Raw genomic sequence first — 19,016 nt, 5'->3', positions numbered from 1 at the left:
ATCTCTTTAAGCTTCAAGCAATTTGGCGCGGCGCTTGCATGCGGGCTTGCATACGATCCGCTGGCGGTCGAGACGCGGCGAGGCATTCGCTTGCGGCGCTTGCCGTCGTCAGAATAAGCTGTGGCGCGGGATTTTGATCTTTGTTGGCGCGGGGACAGACCATGAAACGGGCATTGAAGTTGGCAGGACTGGCGGCGCTGTTCGCCCTTGCTGCCGGACCTGCGCTGGCGCAGGAGAAGATCAAGATCGGCGTCATCGTGACGACGTCGGGGCCCGCCGCGGTGCTCGGCCAACAGGCGCGCGACGGCTTTGCGCTGGCGATCAAGGATCTCGGCGGCAAGATGGCGGGCCGCGAGGTCGAGGTCGTCAATGTCGACGACGAGCTCAAGCCGGATGGCGCGGTGAGCAAGGTGCGCGGGCTCCTGGAGCGCGACAAGGTCGATTTTGTGGTCGGGCCGATCTTCTCCAACATCCTGCAGGCGATCCACCGCCCCGTAACCGAGAACAAGACGTTCCTGATCTCGCCCAATGCCGGGCCCTCGAGCTACGCCGGCAAGGAATGCAACCCGTTCTTCTACGTCACCTCCTATCAGAACGACCAGGTGCATGAGATCCTCGGCAAAGTCGCACAGGATCGCGGCTACAAGCGGGTCTATCTCCTGGTGCCGAACTACCAGGCCGGACGCGACTCGGTGGCCGGCTTCAAGCTCGACTACAAGGGCGAGATCGTCGACGAATCCTATACGCCACTTAACACGCTCGACTTTCAGCCCGAATTGACAAAAATCTCCTCGCTGAAGCCGGATGCGCTGTTCACCTTCATGCCGGGTGGCATGGGCGTCAATCTGGTGAAGCAGTACAGGCAGGCCGGCGCCACCGTGCCCGTGCTATCGGCCTTCACGGTCGATGAATCCACGCTGCCGGCGCAGCAGGATGCGGCGGTCGGCATGTTCGGCGGCGCCAACTGGGCGCCCAACCTCGACAATCCCCAGAACAAGAAGTTCGTGGCGGCCTATGAAGCCGCCTACAAGAGCGTGCCCGGCACCTACGCCATGCAAGCCTATGATGCGGCGCTCTTGATCGACAGCGCGGTGAAAGCGGTGAACGGCAACCTCTCCAACAAGGAGGCGGTCGCGGCGGCGCTGAAGAAGGCCGATTTCGTTTCGCTTCGCGGCGGCTTCAAGTTCAACGCCAACGGCTATCCGATCCAGGACTTCTATCTGACCCAGGTCGCCAAACGTCCTGATGGAAAGTTCCAGACCGAGATCGTACAAAAGGTGTTCGAGAATTACGGCGACCGTTACGCCAAGGATTGCTCAGGCAAGTAAACGAGGGAGTGGAACAATGAAGGACGAGATCGCGGGCATCACCCGCGCCAACGAGGGCATGCAGGGCATCACCTGGAACATCCTCGGCCAGACCTATGTGCCGAAGAACCGCACCGAGCATTCGTTCTCCTGGCACGCGACGTTTCCGCCCGGCACCTTCGTGCCGCCGCACATCCATCCCGACCAGGACGAATATCTCTACATCCTCGAAGGCAAGCTCGACTTCATGCTCGACGGCGCCGATGAATCGGCGACGCCAGGCGATCTCGTGCGCCTGCCGATGGGCAAGCCGCACGGCATCTTCAACAAGTCACAGCAGGCGGCGAAGACGCTGTTCTGGGTGTCGCCGACGCGCCGGCTCTATGACCTGTTCTGGGCGATCCACAACATGCGGGAGCAGAATCCGGATGACGTGGTGAAACTCGCCGCCGAGTACAACATCCACTTCCTGCCGCCGCCTCCGGCGTAACGCAGGATGATATTTGCTCGAATCGACGCGAGCGTGGCTTTTCACCTCTCCCGAAGGGAGAGGTCGGCGCGAAGCGCCGGGTGAGAGGTTTCGCTCCCTCATGGACACCGCCCCCCTCACCCGGATCGCATCTGACGATGCGATCCGACCGCTCCCCGCTGGGGAGAGGTGGGCACCGAGCTACTGCCGCGCCACCACGCGGGCGGCGAAGCCGGCCTTGGCGGCGTAGCCGCGCACGATTGCTTCGCGGGCCTCGTAGCTGAGGATGGTATCGATATCCGTAAACCCCTGCGGGGCGATCTGCTCGACCGCATCGATCACGCCCTCCGGCCCGCCGCGGCGGTTGGAGGCGACGATGTCGGCAGTCATCGGCAGGCGCTGGCGTTCATAGGCGGCCAGCGCCTGACGTGGATGCTCCGACCGCGCCAGCGCATCCGCGAGACACCGCGCATCGAGGATGGCCTGCGAGGCGCCGTTGGAGCCGACCGGATACATCGGATGCGCGGCATCGCCGAGCAAGGTGACGCGCCCGCTCGTCCAATAGGGCAAGGGATCGCGGTCGCAGCACGGATACTCCCAGAATTCCGGCGTGGCGCCGACCAGCGCTGCAAAGTCCACCTGCGGGATCGAGAAGCCTGTGACATGCGGCATCAGCTCTTCCCGCCTGCCGAGATTCGACCAGCCCTCGCGGCGCGGCGGCGGTGACGCGCCATCGCCGATCCGCACCATCACCGCCCAATTGGTGAGACGGCTGGCCGGGCTCGAGCCTTCCGCGATCGGATAGATCACGGCCTTGGCGTTCAGGCCCCCGGCGATGATCATCGAGCGGCCGGTCAGGAACGCGGGCCAGTCGGCGGCACCGCGCCACAGCATCAGGCCGTTCCAGCACGGCGGGCCTTCGTTCGGAAACAGCGTCTCGCGCACTTTCGAGTGGATGCCGTCGGCGCCGATCAGGATATCAGCGCGAGCGGTGTGCATATGTGCCCCCGCACGATCGAAGAAATAGGCCGTGACGCCGCCTTCATCCTGCGTGAACGCGCCGAGCCGGCAGCCGGTGTGGATCGCCTCGCCGCCAAGCCGCTCGACCACAGCCTGATGGATGACGCCCTGCAGACGGCCGCGATGGATGGAGAATTGCGGCACGTCGTGGCCGGCGTCCAGCCCGCGCTTCTCATGCCAGACCTGCTGGCCATGGCGCGTCAGGTAGAACAGTTCATGGGTCCGGATCGCGACCTTGTCGAGCGCGTCAAGCAGGCCAAGCCCGGCGAGTTCGCGGATTGCATGCGGCAAAGTGTTGATGCCGACCCCGAGCTCGCGGATCGTCTCCGCCTGCTCGAACAATTCGCAAGTAATGCCACGGGCCCGCAGCATCAGCGCCGTGGTGAGCCCGCCAATCCCGCCGCCGACGATAATCGCCTTCATCGCCCTACTCCACTCGCGACGTCATGCCCGGCCTTGCGCCGGGCATCCACGTCCGTCCTCGCTGAACCAAGGACGTGGATGGCCGGGACGAGCCCGGCCATGACGAAAGCATTCGCTCGACGCACCAGCGTCGCATGGTCCAAACCGGCGTCGCAAGCGGGTTTGTTGGAGGTGGAGCGCGCTTAAGGTTAACGCTCTCACCACCTCAATCCGGAACCACCGCGATCGCCTGGATCTCGACCTTGGCGCGATCCTCGATCAGGCCGGAGACCTGGACCGCCGTCATCGCCGGGAAGCGGCGGCCCATGATGTCGCGGTAGACGGCGCCGATCTCCTCTAACCGGGAGGAATATTGGCGGCGGTCGAGCAGGAACCAGGTCATCGACACGATATGCTCCGGCTTTGCGCCGCCGCTGGCGGCGACCGCGACGACGTTGCGCAGGGTCTGCCCGATCTGCTCCACGAGGTCGTCGGTCTCGAACACGCATTGCGCGTTCCAGCCGATCTGGCCGGCGACAAGGATCATCTTGCCGCGCGCGGCAACGCCATTGGCATAGCCGACCGGCTGGGCCCAGCCTTCGGGCTGCAGGAGTTCGATCATGTGCTTATTCCCGTCAAAGGCTCAATTCCCCTCGAAGACCGGTTTCTTCTTGGCGGCGAACGCCTCGAAGGCGCGGCGGAAATCGCCGGTCGCCATGCAGATCGCCTGCGCCTGCGCTTCCGACTCCACTATCTCGTCGATGCCCATCGCCCATTCCTGGTTGAACATCGTCTTGGTCATGCCATGCGCGAACCACGGACCGTCGGCGAGCGAGCGGGCGAGATCGTAGGCCGCGGCAGGTAGCTCCGCCGTCGGCACCAGTCGGTTGTGAAAGCCCCAGGCAAATCCCTCTTCCGCGCTCATAGCCCGGCCGGTGTAAAGCAACTCAGCGGCGCGGCCCTGACCGATCACCCGCGGCAACAATCCGCACGCGCCCATGTCGGCGCCGGCGAGGCCCACGCGCGTGAACAGGAAGGCGGTCTTGGCCTGCGGCGTCGCCAGCCGCAGATCGGAGGCGAGCGCCAACATCGCGCCGGCGCCGGCACAGATGCCGTCGATTGCGGCGACGATCTGCTGCGGGCATTTGCGCATCGCCTTCACGACATCGCCGGTCATGCGCGTGAACGCGATCAGGTCCGGCATCGCCATCCGCGTCAGCGGCTCGATGATCTCGAACACGTCGCCGCCGGAGCAGAAATTGCCGCCGTCCCCGGTCAGCACGATGGCGCGGACATCTGAGGCGTAGGCGAGATCGCGGAAGAGATCGCGCAGTTCCTCGTAGGACTGGAACGTCAGCGGATTCTTCTTGTCCGGCCGATTCAGCGTGATCGTGGCGACGCGGGCATCGTCATCGGTTGCCCATTTGAAATGGCGCGCCTGATAGTCCTTGAACGGCAGGAGCTTTGCTTTCATCTCAGACATGATTTTTTCCTTGGGCGTTTCTTTTATCCCGTGAAGACCTCGCCGCCTGCGACGGCAATGGCCTGTCCATTGATGGACGATGAGCTAGAGGAAGCGAGCCAAAGAATGGTGTCCGCGACTTCCTCAGGCGTCACCAGCCGCTGCATCGGATTGACTTTCGCCAGGGCTGCGCGTGCTTCGGCTTCGCTGCGGCCGGTCTTGGCGACGATGTTGGCGGCCGCCTCCGCCACTAACGGAGTATCCGTATAGCCCGGACAGATCGCATTCACGGTGACGCCGCGGCGCGCATATTCGAGCGCGAGCGCGCGCGTCAGCCCGACCACGCCGTGCTTGGCGGCGACATAGGCCGAGACGTAAGCGTAGCCGGTCAGGCCCGCCGTGGACGATACGTTGATGACGCGCCCGCGGCCACGTTGCGCCATGCCGGGCAGCACCGCATGAGTCACCAGGAACACGCTGGAGAGATTGCTCGCCAGCATGTCCGACCACAGAGCGGCATCCGTCTTCTCGAACGGCGCGCTCAATGCCCTGCCTGCATTGTTGACGAGAATGTCGATCGGGCCGGCCTCGGCCTCAATCCGCTTGATGCCCTCGGCGACCGCGACTTCATCGGTCACATCGACAGGCAGAACCGCGCCGGCACGCGCCCCAATGGACGCCGCAGTCTCGGCAAGCGCATCCGGCCTCCTGCCTGCAACGCTCACGCGTACGCCGGCTTCGGCCAGCGCTCGTGCCGTGGCCGCGCCGATGCCGGAGCCGCCACCGGTGACTAGCGCATGCGCGTCGGGCCAGAAATTCCGGGTCATGCTTTCGCTCCCGCTGCCGCGCGCTCCAGATTGGCCTCATATTGCGGCTTGCCGGAGAGATACTGCTTCGGCCAGGCAATCGACTTCACGCCGATCTTAGCGGCCTCGTGCAGCGTCCAGGCCGCATCCGCAAGATGCGGGCGCGCGATAGCGCAGAGATCGGCGCGGCCGGCGGCGATGATGGAATTGGCGTGATCGGCCTCGGAAATCGCGCCGACCGCAATGGTCGCAATGCCGACCTCGTTGCGGATCTTGTCGGCAAACGGCGTCTGATAGAGCCGGCCATAGACCGGATGGTCGTCAGCCCAGACCTGGCCCGAGGAGCAATCGATCAGGTCGGCGCCGGCTTGCTTGAACAGCCTTGCGAACTGAAGCGCATCATCCGGCGTGTTGCCGCCCTCGGCCCAGTCATGGCATGACAGGCGCACCGAGATCGGCTTGTCCTGCGGCCACACGTCACGTATCGCCCGAAATACCTCCAGCGGATAGCGCGCGCGGTTCTCGATGCTGCCGCCATATTCGTCCGTCCGGCGGTTGGTGAGCGGCGAGAGGAAGCTCGACAGCAGGTAACCGTGGGCGCAATGCAGTTCGAGGATGTCGAAGCCGGCCCGCACCGCACGCCGCGCCGCGGCGACGAACTGCTCGCGCACCTCAACCAGTTCGGCGCGCGTCATCGGCTCCGGCGTCTGACCGTCGGGCAGATAGGGAACGGCTGAGGCCGACACCAGCGGCCAGTTTCCTTCGGCAAGCGGCTCGTCCATTCCCTCCCAGGCCACGCGGGTCGAACCCTTGCGTCCGGAGTGGCCAAGCTGAATGCCAATCCTGGCCGCGCTATTGGCGTGGACGAAATCGACGATGCGCTTGTAGGCCTTCGCCTGCTCGTCGTTCCACAATCCGCAGCAGCCCGGCGTGATCCGCGCCTCCGGCGATACGCAGGTCATCTCGGTGAAGATCAGCCCGGCGCCGCCGAGCGCGCGGGCGCCGAAATGCACCAGATGGAAATCGTTCGGCACGCCCTCTTCTGCCGAATACATTGCCATCGGCGAGCAGATGATGCGGTTGGGCAATGATAAGCCGCGGATGCGGAACGGCGTCAACATCGGCGGCGCCACGCGATCATTGGAATCCGGCAGCCCGGCGCGTTCGGCGAACCAGCGCTCATAGCCTTCGAGCCATGTCTTGTCGCGAAGCCGCAGATTCTCGTGGCTGATGCGCTGCGAGCGCGTCAGCAGCGAATACATGAACTGCTCGGGCTCCAGCGTGTCGGCGTAGCGCGCACCGACCACCTCGAACCACTCCATGGCATTGCGCGCGGCATTCTGGATCCGCGCGACATCGACACGGCGAAGCTCCTCGTAGGCCGCGAGCACCGATGGGATCTTGTCCAGCGTCGCGCCGAGCTGCTTGAACTGGTTGGTCAGTTCGATCGCATCCTCGAGCGCAAGCTTGGTCCCCGATCCGATCGCAAAGTGCGCGGTATGCGCGGCATCGCCCATCACCACGACTTGGCTGTTGCCGTTGAACGCGGTCCACTTGCCGCAGATCAATCGCGGGAAGGAAAGCCAGGCCGAGCCACGCAGATGCCGCGAATTGGAGACCAGCGGATGGCCATCGAGAATTTCGGCGAAGATCTTCTCACAGAACGCGATGGAGTCGTCCTGATCGAGCTTGTCGAGACCATGCGCAAGGAACGCCTCCTCCGTGGTCTCAACGATGAAAGTCGCCGCGCCCTCCTCGAACTTGTAGATATGCGCCTGGAACCAGCCGTGCTCGGTCTTGCGGAAGTCGAAGGTGAAGGCATCAAAGCGCTTGTTGGTGCCGAGCCAGATATAGCGGTTCGGCCGCATCAGGATGTCGGGCTGGAAGCTTTCGGCATAGCGCGTGCGGATCTTCGAGTTCACGCCGTCGGCGGCAACGATCAGGTCGGCATCCGGAAATTCGAGATCGGACTCGACCTCGCGCTCAAAGACCAGTTCGACGCCGAGTTCCTCGGCGCGCGCCTGCAATATGTTGAGCAGGCGCTTGCGGCCGATGCCGACAAAGCCGTGGCCGGTGGTGCGCATCCGGCGACCCTTGATCAGGACCTCGATATCGTCCCAGTGGTTGAAAGCCTGCTCGATCGCATCCGCCGTGACCGGATCCCATTTGCGCATGTTGTCCATGGTCGCATCCGAAAACACGACGCCGAAACCGAAAGTGTCGTAGGGGCGGTTGCGCTCGACCACCGAAATCCGGTGCGCCGGATCGAGCATCTTCATCAGGATGCCGAAATAGAGCCCGGACGGCCCGCCCCCGATGCAGACGATGCGCATGGCTGTCTCCTCACCATCGGCCGTCGGAGGATCTGAGCGTTCCCAGGAGCCGAAGTCAGGAGATATTTTATGCTTAAAATAGTTTTGTCAAGCGAGAGTGAGACACCACCAGCCCGGCAAACGGGTGATCGTGCCGTTCTTTTTGCCCAGGAACGGCGATTTTGGCGCGACTTGGGGCTGGAGATGAAGACCGAGGAGTGACTTGGGAGTCAGGCCTGCAGCCGAAAGCAAAACGCCGGCCTCCACGGATTGGAGGCCGGCGCTGAATCTTCACCTCTCCCGCTTGCGGGAGAGGTCGGCGCGTAGCGCCGGGTGAGGGCTCTCTCCACTCGGGGAGCCCCAATGCGGAGGCACCCCCACCCCAGCCCTCCCCCGCAAGCCGGAGAGGGAGCGCAGCTTCGCCGGGGCGACCTTTCAACCTGATCGGCGATTGCGCTAATACGCCAGCGGCTTCGGCCGGCCGACGCCGCAGTAATGAAAACCGTTCCGCGTCACATCCTCGGGCGAATAGATGTTGCGGAGATCGACGATCACGGGTGTTGCCATGATCGTTGCCATCTTCTTCAGGTCGAGCGCGCGGAACTGCTCCCATTCCGTCACGATCACGATCGCATGGCTTCCGCGCGCGCAATCATAAGCGTCGCGGCAGAAGGTGACGTTCTCGAACACCTTCTTGGCCTGCTCCATCCCGACCGGATCGAAGGCACGGATCGTCGCGCCCATATCCTGCAGCGCCGTGATCAGCGGGATCGACGGCGCATCGCGCATGTCGTCGGTGTTCGGCTTGAAAGTGACGCCGAGCACGGCGATGGTCTTGCCGCGGATGTTGCCGCCGAAGGCATTCGCCACCTTGCGCGCCATGGCGCGCTTGCGCTGGTCGTTCACCGACACCACCGTCTCGACGATCCGCAGCGGGGCCTCGTGGTCCTGGCCGGTCTTGATCAGCGCCAGCGTATCCTTGGGAAAGCAGGAGCCGCCGAAGCCCGGACCGGCATGCAGGAATTTCGAGCCGATACGGTTGTCGAGCCCGATGCCGCGGGCGACCTCCTGGACATTGGCGCCGACCTTCTCGGCAAGATCGGCGATCTCGTTGATGAAGGTGATCTTGGTCGCAAGGAATGAGTTGGCGGCATATTTCGTCAGCTCCGCGGTGCGGCGGCTGGTGTAGAGGATCGGCGAGGTGTTGAGATGCAGCGGACGATAGACTTCCGCCATCACCTCCCTCGCAAAGGCATCCTCCGTGCCGATGACGATGCGGTCAGGGTGCTTGAGGTCCTGGATCGCGGCCCCTTCCCGCAGGAATTCGGGATTGGAGACGACGGCGAATTTTGCGTCCTTTTTCTCCTCGCGGATGATGCGCTCGACCTCGTCTCCGGTGCCGACCGGGACGGTCGACTTCGTCACCACGACTGCCGACTCCGGCAAGGCCGCGGCGATTTCGCGCGTCGCGGCGTAGACATGGGAAAGATCGGCGTGGCCGTCGCCGCGGCGGGACGGGGTGCCGACCGCGATGAAGATGACTTCGGAACGGCTGACCGCTCCCTTCAAGTCGGTCACGAAGGCCAGCCGGCCCTGCGCGATGTTTCTCGCCACCAGCTCCGAAAGACCGGGCTCGTGGATCGGTATCTCGCCCTTGTTCAGCGCTGCGATCTTCTTTTCATCCTTGTCGACGCAAACGACGTAGTGCCCGAAGTCGGCGAAACACGCCCCCGACACCAGTCCGACATAACCGGCGCCGACCATCGTGATATGCATGACTTATCCTGTCTGACCAAATGATCGCAGCGGCCGCACGGGTCATCATTTGACCAGCATCGACTCGCCATCGAGATGCTGCGGGAAGAAGAAGAAATTGTTGATGTAGAACCGCCCTTCCTTGCGGCCACCATCCGCCTCGAGCGCCGCCGCATCCTGCAGCTCCTCGACATCGAACTTTTCGACGTCGATCACATCGCCTTCCTTCAGGAAGAAACCACGATAGAACCGTTGCCGAAAGAAATCGAACACCGATTCCGTCGCGGCCGGCCGGTGACGATCCTCTGCTTCCACCAGGAACACCGGCTGGCAGCGCTCCAGGAGCTCGACGGCGCCGTTGAGGACGTTGAGCTCATGCCCTTCCACGTCGATCTTCACGAAGGCGACCTCTTGATGCATCACCGAATCCAGTCGCGCCATCGGCACATGGGCGGCGACGATCGGATCGGCCGACGCCATCACACGCCGCTCAAGAGAGGCAAGGCCGTGGACCAAACCCGTGTCGCCGCGCGGAATGAAGAGTTCCGCGTCACCTTCGTGGTCCGACAGCGCGATCTCGTGCACGCTGACGTTTGAAGCAGATGTCCGCCGCAGCAGGCGCGCCATGTCGTGCGAGGGTTCGAAGGCGTGGACCTCGCGGGAAAGCCGCGCCAGCTTTCGCGTGTAGAGCCCGCAATTGGCGCCGATGTCGACCGTGACCGCATCGTCCGGGATAATCTTGTCGAGATAGGAAAGTTCCCGCTCCGCCGATTTCGGACGATGCATAAAGTGCCACTGCAGCCAGATCGATGGGAATGCATCCTTCAAGAGATCCTTGGCCTGCTGCTTGGCACCCATGTCCATTCCCTCCGTTATGTGTTGATGCGGATAGGATACTCCGGGACGCCGCCCACCGGATTGGCTTGCGGCCGCCACGTCACACCCGGTGGTAGATATCCTGCACCCGGACGATGTCGTCCTCCCCAAGATACGTGCCCGACTGCACCTCGATCAGGTTGAGCGGAACCTTGCCCGGATTTTCCAGGCGATGCATGCAGCCGAGCGGAACGAAGATCGATTCGTTCTCGCGGAGCAGCACCTCCTCGTCGTCCCGCGTGACGATCGCGGTGCCGTTCACCACCACCCAATGCTCGGCGCGGTGAAAATGTTTCTGCAGCGACAGCTTGGCGCCCGGGTTGACAGTGATGCGCTTGACCTGGAAGCGGTCGCCGGCATGGATCGACGTGTAGTAACCCCACGGACGGTGCACGCTGTGGGTCTGCGTCGCGGCGCGATGGCCGTTGGCCTTCAACCGCTCCACCAGCTTGCCGACATCCTGGGCGCGCTCGCGTTTGGTCACCAGCACCACGTCGGGCGAAGCGGTGATGACGAGATCCTCGACGCCGAGGGCGGCAACCAGCGGGCCGTCTCCCCGCACGTAGCAGCCGGAGCTGTCCTCGGCCACCGCATCGCCGATCACGACATTGCCGGATGCGTCCTTCTCGCCCATGGTCCACAGTGCCGACCAGCTTCCGACGTCGCTCCAGTCAAAACTGGCGGGCACCACCATGGCCTTGTCGGTCTTTTCCATCACCGCGTAGTCGACGGAGATGGACGGGCAGGACTCGAATGCCTTTTCTTCCAATCGCAGGAAATCGAGATCGCGCGTCGCGCCGGCCAGCGCCGCGCGGCAGGCATCCAGAATCGCGGGCTCGCACCGCGCCAGTTCATCGATGAAGGCGCGTGCGGGCAGCAGGAAGATTCCGCTGTTCCACAGATAATCATTGCCGGCCAGCAAGCGCTCCGCGGTCACGGCGTCGGGCTTCTCGACGAAGCCCGCGACTTTGCGGATTTCGGGAAGATCGGCGATCCCGCCGCCCATGCGGATGTAGCCATATCCGGTCGCAGGCCCGGTCGGCTTGAGGCCGAACAGAACAAACTGTCCACGGCGCGCCGCCGGTAGCCCGCTCGCGATCGCGGCGCGGAACGCCGCGTGATCGCGCACCCAGTGGTCGACCGGCGTCACCAGGATCACCGCGCCGGGATCAACCTCGCTGGCGAGAAGCGCCGCGATCGCGACCGCCGGCGCCGTATTTCGTCCGAACGGCTCCAGCACCATGGTCGGATTGGCGATGCCGGCCGCGCGCAGCTGCTCGCCAATGGCAAAGCGATGCTCGGCATTGGCGATCACCATCGGATCGGCAAACAGCGACGGCTCCGTCACACGGTTCGCCGTCTGCTGCAGCAAGGTCTTCTCGCCGAGCAGCGCGAGCAGTTGCTTCGGCTGGTTCTCGCGCGACAGCGGCCAGAGCCGTGAGCCGGTTCCGCCCGACAAAAGAACTGGGACTATGCGGCCGCGTGGCTGCAGCATTCTGTCGCTCCCCTTGTTGTGATGCTTGGATGTCGGCGGGCTAGAAGCCGCTGCCGGACAGGAATTCGCGGCGGACGGTGCGCACGATGATCATGACGTCCATGCGCAAGGACCAGCGCTCGATGTAGTCGAGGTCGTAATCGATCCGCGAGATCGCGCGGCCGGCCTCAACCGTGCTTCCGCGGCAGCCGCTCACCTGCGCAAGGCCGGTGATCCCGGGCCGAGCGCTGTGGCGCTGGAAGTAATACGGCACGAGGTCCTCATAAGGCAGCTCAGCGGCCAGCATGCCCGGGACATGCGGGCGCGGGCCGACCAGCGACATGTCGCCCTTGATGACATTGATCAATTGCGGGATTTCATCGAGGCTCGTCTTGCGCAGGATCCTGCCGATCGGGGTGACGCGGGAATCGCCCTGCACGGTCTGCTTGACGCCGCGCACGTCGCCGGCGTCGGTCCGCATCGAGCGGAACTTGTAGATCTTGAAGCGCCGGTTTCGATAGCCGTACCGGTATTGGTGAAACAACACCGGTCCTCGCGACGTCAGCTTGATGCCGATGGCGATCGCGATCAAGAGCGGCGCGAAGAACAACAGCGCTGCGCTTGCAACCACGATATCGAAGATGCGCTTTGAGATGGAAGAACCCGGCTCAGTCCGCACCGCGCCGCGCGGGCGCTTTGCCCGATAGGGGCTATATGAATTGCTGCCGGCATATTCGACCGGCCGCATCGAGATGGTGCTCCGCTTGTTGCGGAGCGACCTGATACTGTCCTGGTCGAAGTTGGCTGTGACGATGGCGGCCATTTGCTCTCGCTCTCTCTGTTGAACCCAAAGAGGTCACAAGCGCGACGACGCAGACCGTCACTGCCCGTCTCGCGGGCACCTTCGCAATTGCGAATTTTCCTGCGTAGCAGAGACGCGTCTCGATCGCGCGGCGGTATAACTCTACGAACTCTTTGAGCGAAATGGGGCAGCAAAACGAAAATGTTGCGCGCGGTTTTGCATCGCGGCATCGTGAGCTTTGTGCGATGCAAAGAATCCGTTTTGTTCGGAAGCGCTTAGGTTGAAGTGCACGCGAAATGCGCTGCGTGTGTTTCGATGCAGCCATGCATTAACGCAAACCTGGAACCACGCGCGAATCGGATTCGATTCAGAAATGGCCACGCAACGGCTATATCAAGCACTTAATCTGTGCGATCATTTTTGAAGGATTTCTTTCACTGCATACTAAAGCGCCACTCGTACTCTCCCCGACGCGATCATTTCAATTGATGGTCTTCTCGATGATTGCGGGACGTCAACACCCGAAAACGGCCTTAACGAAGAAGCCGCTTGTCTCGGAAAGATTTTCCAGGGAGGCGCCAATGATCGCGGCGCGTTTGGATCGCCCTGAACCAAAACGACTCGATCCTGCGGGGCGTAAATTGAGGAACCGCATCATCCTGACGAACATGCTTGCCTGGATCGTGATCATTCTGCTCATCCGAATGATCTTCTTCTAGACTTTATACAGGCAAGGGAAACGGGAACAGGTGCCGCGGCGGCGGCGCCGCCGATTGACCTCATGGCGGTTCCATGATCGAAGCAGTCGATGATGCGGCCGCCAGTTGCATATCCCGAGTTCGTTGCACCTTCGGCTCCCGCAGACACGCGCATCTACGCGGTCGGCGACATTCACGGACGCGCCGACCTGCTCGCCGAGACCATTGCGCGTATCGACGACGACATAACCCGGCGGCCGATCCGCTACGCGCTCGAGATCTATCTCGGCGACTATATCGACCGCGGCCCCGATTCCAAGACCGTGCTCGATCTGTTGGCAGTTCGCCTTGTCAGGAATCACGCGGTTTGCCTGCGTGGCAATCATGAAGAGCTGTTGCAACACTTTCTTGACGATCCGGCGGCGTTCGCGCAGTGGCGGCGGCTCGGCGGCATGCAGACGCTCGCCTCCTATGGCGTGTTTCCGCGCGACGTGCCCGTCTCCGAAGTCAACCTGCAGCGCCGTTTTCTCAACGTCTTCCCGCGCACGCATGTCCTGTTCCTGCAATGCCTGCGCGACAGCTTTATCTGCGGTGACTTCTTCTTTGCCCATGCCGGGGTGCGCCCCGGCGTTCCGGTCGAGCAGCAGCATCCGGAGGATCTACTTTGGATCCGCCAGGAGTTTCTCAGTTCGGATGAAGATCACGGCAAATATGTCGTGCACGGCCACACCCCGGTTCCCCATCCCGACATCAGGCATAACCGCATCAATATCGACACCGGCGCGTGGAGAAGCGGGACCCTGACCTGCATCGCCATCGAAGGAACAGCGATTCTGGTCCTGTGACAGACGATGGCGCCATTAACGCTGCGCGATCATGGAACCGCATGGAGCTGTCGCGGAACCACTACCCACATTTTTTCGCCTTGTTTGCTCACTTATGCTCCGCGCCGTTACTACGGACTTTCGTGGGGATGCAGTCATGCAGCAACAATCAATCCGTGTCGCCCGCGCGGCGCCACGTAATATTCTATTTGCGTTTGTTTTGGCGAGTATCGCGGGTTTTGCAACTTGCGCGTCGGCTCAAACGCAAACCGGCTCGCATGCGTTCTCGACAGGGACCTACGTGCTCGGTCCGAACGACAGAGTGCGTGTGAAGGTCTATGGGGAGCCCGACATCACGGGAGAGTATGAAATCGACGCGAGCGGTCAGGTCTCGATTCCACTTGCAGGACGCATGAGGGCGTCCGGCATGACGACCAAGCAGTTGGAACGCGCGATCACATCCGCGCTATCGAAGGACATCGTGCGTGATCCGAAGGTGAACGTCGAGATCGTCGCGTACAGACCTTATTACATCCTCGGCGAGGTCAAAAAGGCCGGCGAGTATCCGTACCGCCTTGGTCTGACGGTGATGGATGCGGTCGCCAGTGCCGGCGGATTCACCTATCGCGCCAACGAGGGCAAGGTCTATCTGCGCCGATCGGGCAGTCCAGCGGAGGAGATCTACGCGCTCGATGCACCGATCCTGGTGTTTCCTGGCGACAACATCCGGGTTCCCGAGCGCTACTTCTGAGTGGCTCGTTCGACGGAGCAATCTCGTTCGCAAATCACGCGCGTAAACATTTACGTCATGCGCGCTGCCATAGTGTCGTCGATTTGCGATGAGTATTATTTTGCAATGCAGAAAACTTTTTCCCGCGACGCACGTTAATGCGCGGGAAGATGTTCTCTGATCAAACCAGCAATGCTCCGTAGTGCGCGCGTAACAAGTGCAAAGGGCTGCCATGTCAATGCGCAGTCGGCGGTGAATTTGTGAGCACGGGCAGCCGGGCTTCAGAACTTCACCGCTCCAGAGTTCCCGCAAGGGATGGATTATGGGACGCACGACTGCATTTGGCTGGTTGAACGCGATTGGAACGAGTGGGTGGCGAGCCCGTTCGGTCGTCGCGTTCGGTCGCCGCGGACTGACGATCGTACCCGCGCCGGTGACTGCGATTATGCTTGGACTCGGATCACCGGCGGAAGCACAGGTGCTCCCCTGGCCGAATGAGGAGGTGGCGCCGCCATGGAATGCGCAACAAATCTTCGAGCCATCCCCGCTACCCAAGCTGACCGATCCTGACACCCGTGAGGACATACCGCCGGAGGACACGCCCGTGAAAGGCCGCCTGCAGCCTGGCTATGAGCCAGTGGGCATTCGTTCGGGCTCGTGGATGTTCAATCCGTCGCTGATCACCGGCGGGTTCTTCGACAGCAACGTGTTCGCGTCGAATACCGACATCCGCAGTGACGTTGCGGCGGTAGTCGAGCCGCAGTTGCGCGCCCATAGCCTATGGGAGCGGCACGGTCTCGACCTTAAGCTCGATGTCCAGGAGACGGTCTACAAGCAGAACTCCAGCCTCAACCAGACCAATGCCAGCCTGAAGGGCAATGGCTGGCTCGACATTGCCCATGACATGGTGCTTCTGGGCAGCTTCCAGGTCGCGCATCTCAATGAGGGCGTTGGTTCGCTGAGTTCGCCCGCCAACGCCATCGCGCCGACACCTTATAATCTGTACTCAGGCGATGTGACGCTGCGCAAGGAATTCAACCGGCTGACCACCTCCGTCGGATTCAGCACCGATTCCTACGACTACGGCTCGACCGTCTCGCAGGACGGCAGGACCATCAACCAGGATGCCCGCGACGGACAGATCTACTCGCTCCATAGCCGGATCGATTATGCGTTTTCCGAGACCCTTGGCTGGTTCGGCAGCGCCGAGGGCAACGTGCGCGACCTCCGCGGCCAGCCTCTCCAGCCGCTGAGCTCCCAGGGCTATCGTGCGCTCACCGGCGTCACCCTCGGACTGGCGCGCCTGATCACCGGCGAAATCGGCTTCGGCTATGTGCAGCAACAGTTCGTCGATCCGACTATCGGCACGATCGCAGGCCCGACCTATCACGCCAGGCTGACCTGGAGCCCGACGCGGATGATCGACGTTCACTTCAACGCCGAGCAGATCGTCACGGAGACTTCCGTCACGAGTGCGAGCGGCGTGCTCGCCAACGCCGTGCAGTTCGGGCTGGACTATGAGTTCCGTCGCAACGTCATCGTTTCGTTCTACGGCGCCTATGAGATCGACCGCTTCTTCGGGCAGCCGCGCAAGGATCAGGTCACCACGTCCGACGCCCGCGTCAAATATCTGCTGAATCGTTTCGCCGCGATCGCGGTCTACTACCGCTTCACGTCGCGCGAAAGCAACATTCCGACTTTCAGCTACGACAAACACCTGGTGGGATTGAATGTTACAACGCAGTTCTGAGCACCTGCCTCGCCCTCCGGAAGAGAGGACGGAACCTGCCGCAAGTCGCTGGCAGGCTCCGACCGTCGATCTGCGCGAGATGGCGCGTATCCTGCGCCGCCGCTACAAGCTTGCCATCCTGCCCGCTGTCGTGCTGGTCGCACTCGGGCTGACCTACTGCCTGCTGGCCACGACTTTATATACGGCAACCGCGACCGTGCTGGTCGATCCACGCCGAGCCGCCGCTGTCGAGACCAACAGCCAGACCGCGCTTTCGAACTATGGCACCGATGATGCAACCATCGAAAGCCAGTCATTGCTGATCCAGTCGATCGCGATCCTGGACCGTGTGGTCCGCAGGCTGAAGCTGACGCAAGATCCGGAATTCATCCCGACACCAGGCCTCCTCGATCCGATCAAGCGGCTGTTCGCCTCGGCTGCGCCCGAAGGCGCGGCGGATCCGCAAGACGCGGCGCGCGCGCGTTCGATCGAAATCCTGCAGAAGCGCATGAAGGTGACTCGGCAAGGCACGACCTTCCTGGTCGATATCAATGTCAGCTCGGAATCGCCGTCGAAGGCCGCTATTATCGCCAACGCGGTCGCGGACGCCTATTTCGAGGATCAGGTCCGCGCCAAGAATGACGCGACCCGCATCGCGGCTAACTGGCTCGGCGGCCAGATCAACGATCTCAAGTCGAGGGTCGTCGCCTCCGAGAAGGCGGTTGAGGATTTCCGATCCGCCAACAATCTGACGGTGTCGCAGGGCGTGACCGTCAACGACCAGCAGATCACCGACCTCAACAACAAGCTGATCGCCGCGCGGGTGCAGACCGCGGAGGCGCGCGCCAAATACGACCAGGTGCAGCAGATCGCCAAATCCGGTGGCGACCCCGGCGGAATCAATGCGGCGATTTCGTCGGATATGATCACGAAGTTGCGCACGCAATATGCCGACATTGCCAAGAACGAGGCCGATCTCTCCAGCAAATACGGCGCGCGGCATCCGCTCGTCACCAATGTGCGCGCGCAGCTCAAGGACACCCAGCGGCTGATCAACGAGGAAATCAAGCGGATCCTCGAGAGCACCAAGCACGATTACGACGTGGCGCTCTCCCGCGAAAACTCGCTGAGCCAGAGCCTGGAGCAGTTGCAGAACGTATCCAATACTTCGAGCCAGGCCCAGGTACGGCTGCATGAGTTGCAGCGCGAGGCCGAAGCCAACCGCACGCTCTATGAATCCTATCTGGCGCGCTCGAAGGAAGCGACGTCGCAGGAAAGCCTGGAATTGCCCGATTCGCGGGTGGTGACCAAAGCCAGCGTTCCGATCCGTCCCTCCTCGCCGAAGACCATGCTAATCCTGGGCCTTGCCGGGATGCTCGGCCTCGGCTTGGGAACCGTGCTCGCCTTCGGGGCCGACTATCTCGACGGCCGCATCAAGACGCTGGAGCAGGCGGAGTCGATATCGGGCGTGCCGGCGCTCGCCGCGGTGCCGTTGATCGGCACAAGGGAGCTTGCAGGATTGGCGCGGCGGCGCGGACGGGGCGAACTCGAAAATCACGATCCGAGAACGGTCAAGCTGTTGCCGGCCGCCTTGCAACCGCCTTTGATGCGCTATGCGATCGACGAGCCCGCCACATTCTTCGCGGAAGCGATTCGCTCGGTTCGCCTGGCGCTGCAACGGACGATGCGGCTGCAGCCGGTCAGGGTCGTGCTCGTCACCTCGGCCCTGGACAGCGAAGGCAAGACCACGCTTGCCGGCAATCTGGCGCAGTCGCTGGCGACGTTGGGTATCCGAACGCTTCTGATCGACGGCGATCTCCGCAACCCGCAACTCACCCGCTCGCTCTGCCCCCGCGCCGACATCGGATTGTTGGACGTGGCCCTGGGACGCGCGGCTATTGACCAGGCGATCCTGACCGACGAAAGCACCGGACTGTCCGTGCTGCCGTCGACCGCGGTCAAGCAGGCCGAGATCATCACCGAACTGATGTTCTCCGACCGCATCGTCGATGTGCTCGATCACTTACGTCATCGCTACGAATTGATCATCGTCGACTCGCCGCCGCTGGTGCCGCTGGTTGACGGCCGGGCGCTGGCCGAGCTTGCGGACCGCATCATCCTGGCGCTGGCCTGGGATCAGACCCCGCGTGAGGTCCTGGCCCACACCATCGACCTGCTCTCGCCGGTCTCCGATCGCATTCTCGGCACCGTTCTCACGCGCGTCGACCTCAGTCGCCTGCAGTTCTACGACTACTACCGCAGTTCCGCCTATCTCAAACCATACGGAACCGCAAGCCTCAGCCCCGGAGCGGCGCGGTGAACACGCGCGGCTTTGCCAGCCAATCTCTAA

At 62.7% G+C, this 19,016-nt stretch carries 16 protein-coding genes; 7 read left to right on the top strand and 9 right to left on the bottom strand.

What is annotated here, in order from left to right; translation table 11 throughout:
• Positions 1-161: 161 nt before the first annotated feature.
• Together ACZIRK_RS17605 and ACZIRK_RS17600 are read left to right on the top strand one after the other, a co-directional pair.
• On the top strand, positions 162-1,328 hold the full coding sequence (locus ACZIRK_RS17605; RefSeq protein ID WP_463327816.1) for an ABC transporter substrate-binding protein: 1,167 nt from the start codon (positions 162-164) through the stop codon (positions 1,326-1,328).
• A gap of 16 nt (positions 1,329-1,344) precedes the next feature.
• Positions 1,345-1,797: a cupin domain-containing protein gene (locus ACZIRK_RS17600; RefSeq protein WP_463327815.1), complete on the top strand. Its 453-nt coding sequence runs from the start codon at positions 1,345-1,347 to the stop codon at positions 1,795-1,797.
• Between the two features lie 180 nt (positions 1,798-1,977).
• On the opposite strand, the gene ACZIRK_RS17595 is transcribed toward ACZIRK_RS17600, so the two are convergent.
• The 9 genes from ACZIRK_RS17595 to ACZIRK_RS17555 all read right to left on the bottom strand — a co-directional run bounded on the left by ACZIRK_RS17595 (position 1,978) and on the right by ACZIRK_RS17555 (position 12,706).
• On the bottom strand, positions 1,978-3,219 hold the full coding sequence (locus ACZIRK_RS17595; RefSeq protein WP_463327814.1) for a flavin-dependent oxidoreductase: 1,242 nt from the start codon (positions 3,217-3,219) through the stop codon (positions 1,978-1,980).
• A 205-nt stretch (positions 3,220-3,424) separates the two neighbouring features.
• Positions 3,425-3,820: a RidA family protein gene (locus ACZIRK_RS17590; protein WP_463327813.1), complete on the bottom strand. Its 396-nt coding sequence runs from the start codon at positions 3,818-3,820 to the stop codon at positions 3,425-3,427.
• Positions 3,821-3,841: 21 nt separating this feature from the next.
• Entirely contained in the window at positions 3,842-4,681 is an 840-nt protein-coding gene (locus ACZIRK_RS17585) for an enoyl-CoA hydratase family protein (protein WP_463327812.1), read from the bottom strand.
• A gap of 23 nt (positions 4,682-4,704) precedes the next feature.
• Positions 4,705-5,487 (bottom strand): SDR family NAD(P)-dependent oxidoreductase, encoded by a 783-nt coding sequence (locus ACZIRK_RS17580; protein ID WP_463327811.1) that lies wholly within the window; start codon positions 5,485-5,487, stop codon positions 4,705-4,707.
• On the bottom strand, positions 5,484-7,799 hold the full coding sequence (locus tag ACZIRK_RS17575; protein WP_463327810.1) for a bifunctional salicylyl-CoA 5-hydroxylase/oxidoreductase: 2,316 nt from the start codon (positions 7,797-7,799) through the stop codon (positions 5,484-5,486). Before ACZIRK_RS17575 ends, ACZIRK_RS17580 begins: the two co-directional genes overlap by 4 nt.
• A 435-nt stretch (positions 7,800-8,234) precedes the next feature.
• On the bottom strand, positions 8,235-9,554 hold the full coding sequence (locus ACZIRK_RS17570) for a UDP-glucose dehydrogenase family protein (protein ID WP_463327809.1): 1,320 nt from the start codon (positions 9,552-9,554) through the stop codon (positions 8,235-8,237).
• 45 nt (positions 9,555-9,599) lie between these two features.
• A complete protein-coding gene (locus tag ACZIRK_RS17565) occupies positions 9,600-10,391 on the bottom strand; it encodes an FkbM family methyltransferase (RefSeq protein ID WP_463327808.1) in 792 nt (263 codons plus the stop codon).
• A gap of 79 nt (positions 10,392-10,470) precedes the next feature.
• Positions 10,471-11,904 carry a mannose-1-phosphate guanylyltransferase/mannose-6-phosphate isomerase gene (locus ACZIRK_RS17560; protein ID WP_463327807.1) on the bottom strand — a complete coding sequence of 478 codons (1,434 nt, stop codon included), beginning with the start codon at positions 11,902-11,904 and terminating at the stop codon, positions 10,471-10,473.
• Positions 11,905-11,944: 40 nt separating this feature from the next.
• Entirely contained in the window at positions 11,945-12,706 is a 762-nt protein-coding gene (locus ACZIRK_RS17555; RefSeq protein ID WP_028165262.1) for a sugar transferase, read from the bottom strand.
• Positions 12,707-13,266: 560 nt separating this feature from the next.
• On the opposite strand from ACZIRK_RS17555, the gene ACZIRK_RS17550 reads away from it, so the two are divergent.
• The 5 genes from ACZIRK_RS17550 (at position 13,267) to ACZIRK_RS17530 (ending at position 18,986) form a co-directional block, all read left to right on the top strand.
• Positions 13,267-13,404 carry a hypothetical protein gene (locus ACZIRK_RS17550; RefSeq protein ID WP_155255278.1) on the top strand — a complete coding sequence of 46 codons (138 nt, stop codon included), beginning with the start codon at positions 13,267-13,269 and terminating at the stop codon, positions 13,402-13,404.
• Between the two features lie 89 nt (positions 13,405-13,493).
• The gene (locus ACZIRK_RS17545) at positions 13,494-14,228 is read left to right on the top strand and encodes a metallophosphoesterase family protein (RefSeq protein ID WP_463327806.1); all 735 of its coding nucleotides are present in this window, start codon (positions 13,494-13,496) and stop codon (positions 14,226-14,228) included.
• Between the two features lie 136 nt (positions 14,229-14,364).
• Positions 14,365-14,958 carry a polysaccharide biosynthesis/export family protein gene (locus ACZIRK_RS17540; RefSeq protein WP_051396847.1) on the top strand — a complete coding sequence of 198 codons (594 nt, stop codon included), beginning with the start codon at positions 14,365-14,367 and terminating at the stop codon, positions 14,956-14,958.
• A 457-nt stretch (positions 14,959-15,415) separates the two neighbouring features.
• Positions 15,416-16,687: an outer membrane beta-barrel protein gene (locus tag ACZIRK_RS17535; protein WP_463327804.1), complete on the top strand. Its 1,272-nt coding sequence runs from the start codon at positions 15,416-15,418 to the stop codon at positions 16,685-16,687.
• Positions 16,668-18,986: a polysaccharide biosynthesis tyrosine autokinase gene (locus tag ACZIRK_RS17530; RefSeq protein ID WP_130227816.1), complete on the top strand. Its 2,319-nt coding sequence runs from the start codon at positions 16,668-16,670 to the stop codon at positions 18,984-18,986. The genes ACZIRK_RS17535 and ACZIRK_RS17530 overlap by 20 nt, the downstream gene beginning before the upstream one ends.
• Positions 18,987-19,016 lie beyond the last annotated feature (30 nt).

The organism is Bradyrhizobium sp. Leo114 (assembly GCF_055229415.2).
This window is presented reverse-complemented; position numbering and strand designations above follow the sequence as displayed.